The following is a 4,012-nucleotide window of genomic DNA, read 5'->3' as shown; positions in this document are numbered from 1 at the left end:
GGGGGTCGGCACGACGGGACGCGACCTCCTACTTTCAAAAAGATGATGCTAGCGCTCTACGCGCGACGACCCCCTCTGGCCGCTTCGCGGCGACATCTCCCCCTCGAGGGGGGAGATTATCCCCGCCTTTTCATCACCCGCGCATGGCGTCGCCACACCCACCAGTCCCACACGCGCTTCCTGAAACTGCGTTTCATCGCGGTCATGGTCAAAGCCCCAGCAGCACGCGGCGCTGGCCGGTGAGGCTGCCTGGCGCGAGGTCGGTCTTGATGGTGCCGGCAGTGCCGTTCCGCTGTTCGAGCTCAGCCCGCAATGCCGCCTCGCGCGCCTGCACGTCCTTGTCCTGCGCCGTCGGTACCGGCGGCAGCGGCTTCAGTTCCGGTGGTTTTTGCAACAGGCACATGGTTCCAGCCTTCTCCAAAATTAGAGGTTCTTGTCCAGTCGTAGAGGAAAAAGTCTTCGCCGTTGCGGCCGTAACCCGGCAGCAGGCAGCGTTGCGTGGCGCCCAGCCGGCCAAGCCAGCGCAGCGCCAGTTCATTGGCGGCCAGCGCCCGCGCCTCGACCCGCCAGGCGCCCCGCGCCGCGACCTGAGGCCCAAGCACGGCGTGAAAGAACCGGGTGATCCCAGGCACGCAGCGCTTCATGCGGCGCGTGCCCCAGCTCCAGGCGATCCACAAACCGCCGCGCTGTTCGGCAGCGCCAAAGCCGGCCTCCGGATTGCCGTCGAGCTCGGCGACATAAGCAAACCCCTGCAGCGCCGTCAGCGCCAGCAGTGCCGGCGACCAGTGGTCGAGCTGGCAGTCGATCTCGGCCCGGTCCTCAGGGCGCAAATTGGCTGCGATGTAACTGAGATCGCGCAAGGTTGCGGGGATGATGCGAGGGTGCATGCCTGGCCCTTCGTCCTGCTGTGGCGAAGCGGCGTTCGCAAGGACTTGGGACGCCAGCCGTGACGGTTGTTGAAGAATGCCGCTGTCCGGGGTTTATTCATCGCCACGACGCTTGGAAGTCGCGGCATAATCTCGGATCAGCCGAAAAGCAGACGCATCCCGTTGGTTCCTACTGAAACAAAACCACTACAAATATAAGCATCATATACACAGCAAATAATCCGGGAACACTAAGCAGTGCGGCGCAAAAAAAATAAGCGCCACTCGCTTCTGTTGGCTGATATATCTAGATTTAACAGCAGCTATCCCCATGGCGATCGCGAGTGACAGCGCTATAACTCCGACAATGGTGAAAAATAACATCGGAATCTCAAGGCTTATTGTGAGAAAGATTCGCTGCAAGGTCGGATGATGGATATAGCATTCAGTGATTTACCAATCGCCAAACGACATCGTATTCTCGAAATGCGCCCGTCCGACAGCTGACTGTGCATCGTCGTAAGCCTTTTGTGCTTCGTCGCGAATCGCCACGTAGAACTCCGGTGACAGTGCACTATTTACATTTAAGCTAACTAACACACTCGCATATATCAATGAATCACCATGACCTACTCGACATCGACGGCTATCCAGGAGGCGGGCGAATGGACATTCGGGCGACACTGACGGAGCTATGCGAAGCCTTCAACGCGCACGATCTCGATCGCATCATGGCGTTCTTTGCCGACGACTGCGTCCTGGAGATGCCGAGGGGAGCCGATCCCTGGGGAACCCGTTGCGAGGGCAAGCGCAACGTACGGGACGCGCTGGCAACACGCTTCGAAGGCTTGCCCGATGTCCATTACGGCAAGGCTGAACACTTTGCTGACGAGGCTGCGGACACCGGCATGTCGAAATGGACCCTCACCGGCACCACCCGGGACGGCGTCAAAAAGGAAGTCCGGGGCTGCGACTTCTACACGTTTCGCGAGGGCAAGGTGATCCGCAAGGATTCGTATTGGAAGATCGTGGAGTAACCACGGCTTCAATTCGAAATGCGGTGGTGCGATCGATGCCTCTTCGTCATCCTATGGCGGAGCAAGGAGCGGAGCGACGCGGCGCAGACCATAGGATCCATGCCGTGACCTTGGAGCGCTGCTACGGCGCAGAATTCTGACGTGCCGCGTTCCCCGGCTGATGTCGCGGCATGGATCCTCGGGTCAAGCCCGAGGATGACGAAGTGAAGGGCGCTTCGCTTCACCGAAAAGAAATTACGGTGACAGTGCACTATATTTTCCATGTCTCAGTCTCCACGATGCAAGTCGCGATCGCGAAGATCGAAAGAGCAGAGCAGCGATGGAACACGTTAGCCTTCAGATGTCGCCAAATTGGTGCTGAGCTCGAAAGCCAGTCCCGATCCATCGGCGTAGGGGCGCAGCGCGGGCGCACTTTCGCTCACGATGGCCTCCACGACGCGCTTGCGCTCCTGATCGCCCATTTCCCTGCCGACAGCGCTCATGCCGACGAAGGCCATCGTGTTCAATCGCAGGAAGGGTGCGCCGTCCTGGAAGCGTATCGTGCGCGATATGGTCGTTACCCGGACTTCGTGGAAGCCGGCGTCCCGGAGCAGCGCCTCGATGGGGACCGCGTCACCAAAGCTGTACCGCGGATCCTTGATGGCGCCCAGATGGCGCTCCGCCACGCGGCGCAACTCCCGAAAGAACGGGATTTCATCGTCGGATCGCCATGTGGCTACCGCTAGCCTGCCGCCCTTCGCCAGCGCCCGCCGCATCTGCGCTGCCGCCGCGGGCTTGTCGGGAAAGAACTGCAGTCCCTGCTGGCAGACGACAACGTCGAACTGCTCTCCGTCATGGAGAGGCAGGGCGCTGGCATTGCCTTGACGCCAGTCGATGCCCGGCGCCACGGCGCGCGCAACGGCAAGCATATCCGAACTGACGTCGATGCCGACGACGTATCCGGCGTCACCGAGCCGCTCCCTTGCAACGCGGGCCACTATTCCTGTTCCGCAAGCGATGTCGAGGACACGATCGCCTGAAGACAACGCCACCTCTTCGAGAATCATTTCGGCCCACGGCCGGAAGAGAGGGCCTGCGAGCCACCGCTCGTACATCTCCGGGAAACTTGCCTGGCTCATCTCGTGGTTGGGCATCATTGCCTCCAATGGATCGACCTGAGATTGGCATATTTGTGCCGACATGCCGCCCAGAAAGTCCCGCACCGTAATTCCGGTGTTACGGACTACAGGCGCAGGGTCGACGCCCTTCGCTTCACCTGAAAGCCCCCAGCGGATCGCTCTGCCGCACCGGCCGTCGCGCCGCCCTGAACTCAGCCGGATCGACCACCGCCTCGCGCAGCATCATCACGCCATAGCGTGTCGCCGCCATCAGGTCGTCCCGCAGCTTGACCACCTGACCGTCCTTCCGATGAAAAAGCCGGAACTCCTCGAACCAATCGGCCAGCGTCGAAAACACCTTGAAGCGGCCGGATTGCATGCGGTCGAGCATCTCCATCAGCCCGGCCTCGACCGAGACCGAACCGTCCGAGAATTGCGCGTGGCGGCTCAGCATGTTCAGCCCGTGTGCCGAATACTGCCGGGCGAGCGCCACGCCCGCTCCTTCCAGCGTTTCGCGGCGGCCGTCGCGCGGCCATGCGAAGGGCAGCCATTCGCCCCATGGTTTCAACGTCAGCGTCTGCATGGCCGGCGTCTGCTGCGAGGCCCGCGCTGCCTTGGTGACATAGACGACATCGGCCTCCGTATCCCAGGCAAGCTCGACCGCGGCCGAAGGATGGTCCCAGCCGAAATCGAGCGCGCCCAGCCTTGGCCAGTAGCGCGGCAGCCGGAACGGCTCGCAGGCGATCAGCGCCTCGGCCACCGGAAAAATGCGGCCCGAACCCAGCACCGGAATGCCGCGGGCGCGTGCCTCGCGCTCGTGCGCCGGATAGGCGGCGACGATCGCCGCGCGCTCCTGCGGCGTGTAGTGCGCGGCATCGTCGATGGTCATGAAGGTGACGTGTCGGGACATGGGGGAATTCCTGAATCAGCATGGGAGATGCCGGCTGTGTCGTATTGTTCGGACGCTGTTTTTCGGATCAGGCGCGACTGTTCTTACCTTCTCCCCTTGTGG

5 protein-coding genes are annotated in these 4,012 nt (G+C 61.7%); 1 reads left to right on the top strand and 4 read right to left on the bottom strand.

What is annotated here, in order from left to right:
• Nucleotides 1–208 precede the first annotated feature (208 nt).
• Nucleotides 209–334 carry a hypothetical protein gene (locus tag EOB49_RS38720; protein ID WP_281035567.1) on the bottom strand — a complete coding sequence of 42 codons (126 nt, stop codon included), beginning with the start codon at nt 332–334 and terminating at the stop codon, nt 209–211.
• Nucleotides 303–887, bottom strand: a complete 585-nt coding sequence (locus EOB49_RS31615) for a hypothetical protein (protein WP_127383276.1) — start codon at nt 885–887, stop codon at nt 303–305. The genes EOB49_RS38720 and EOB49_RS31615 overlap by 32 nt, the downstream gene beginning before the upstream one ends.
• Before the next feature lie 644 nt (nt 888–1,531).
• Here EOB49_RS31615 and EOB49_RS31610 point away from each other — a divergent pair.
• Complete coding sequence (locus tag EOB49_RS31610) at nt 1,532–1,903, top strand: nuclear transport factor 2 family protein (RefSeq protein ID WP_127383275.1); 372 nt, start codon at nt 1,532–1,534, stop codon at nt 1,901–1,903.
• A 329-nt stretch (nt 1,904–2,232) separates the two neighbouring features.
• On the opposite strand, the gene EOB49_RS31605 is transcribed toward EOB49_RS31610, so the two are convergent.
• Both EOB49_RS31605 and EOB49_RS31600 read right to left on the bottom strand, forming a co-directional pair.
• Nucleotides 2,233–3,036: a methyltransferase domain-containing protein gene (locus EOB49_RS31605; RefSeq protein WP_164781874.1), complete on the bottom strand. Its 804-nt coding sequence runs from the start codon at nt 3,034–3,036 to the stop codon at nt 2,233–2,235.
• 118 nt (nt 3,037–3,154) lie between these two features.
• Nucleotides 3,155–3,910: a terminase family protein gene (locus EOB49_RS31600; RefSeq protein WP_127383273.1), complete on the bottom strand. Its 756-nt coding sequence runs from the start codon at nt 3,908–3,910 to the stop codon at nt 3,155–3,157.
• Nucleotides 3,911–4,012: the final 102 nt, after the last annotated feature.

The sequence above is a fragment of the Mesorhizobium sp. M7A.F.Ca.MR.148.00.0.0 genome, from assembly GCF_003997735.1.
In the GTDB taxonomy this organism is placed as follows: domain Bacteria; phylum Pseudomonadota; class Alphaproteobacteria; order Rhizobiales; family Rhizobiaceae; genus Mesorhizobium.
This window is presented reverse-complemented; position numbering and strand designations above follow the sequence as displayed.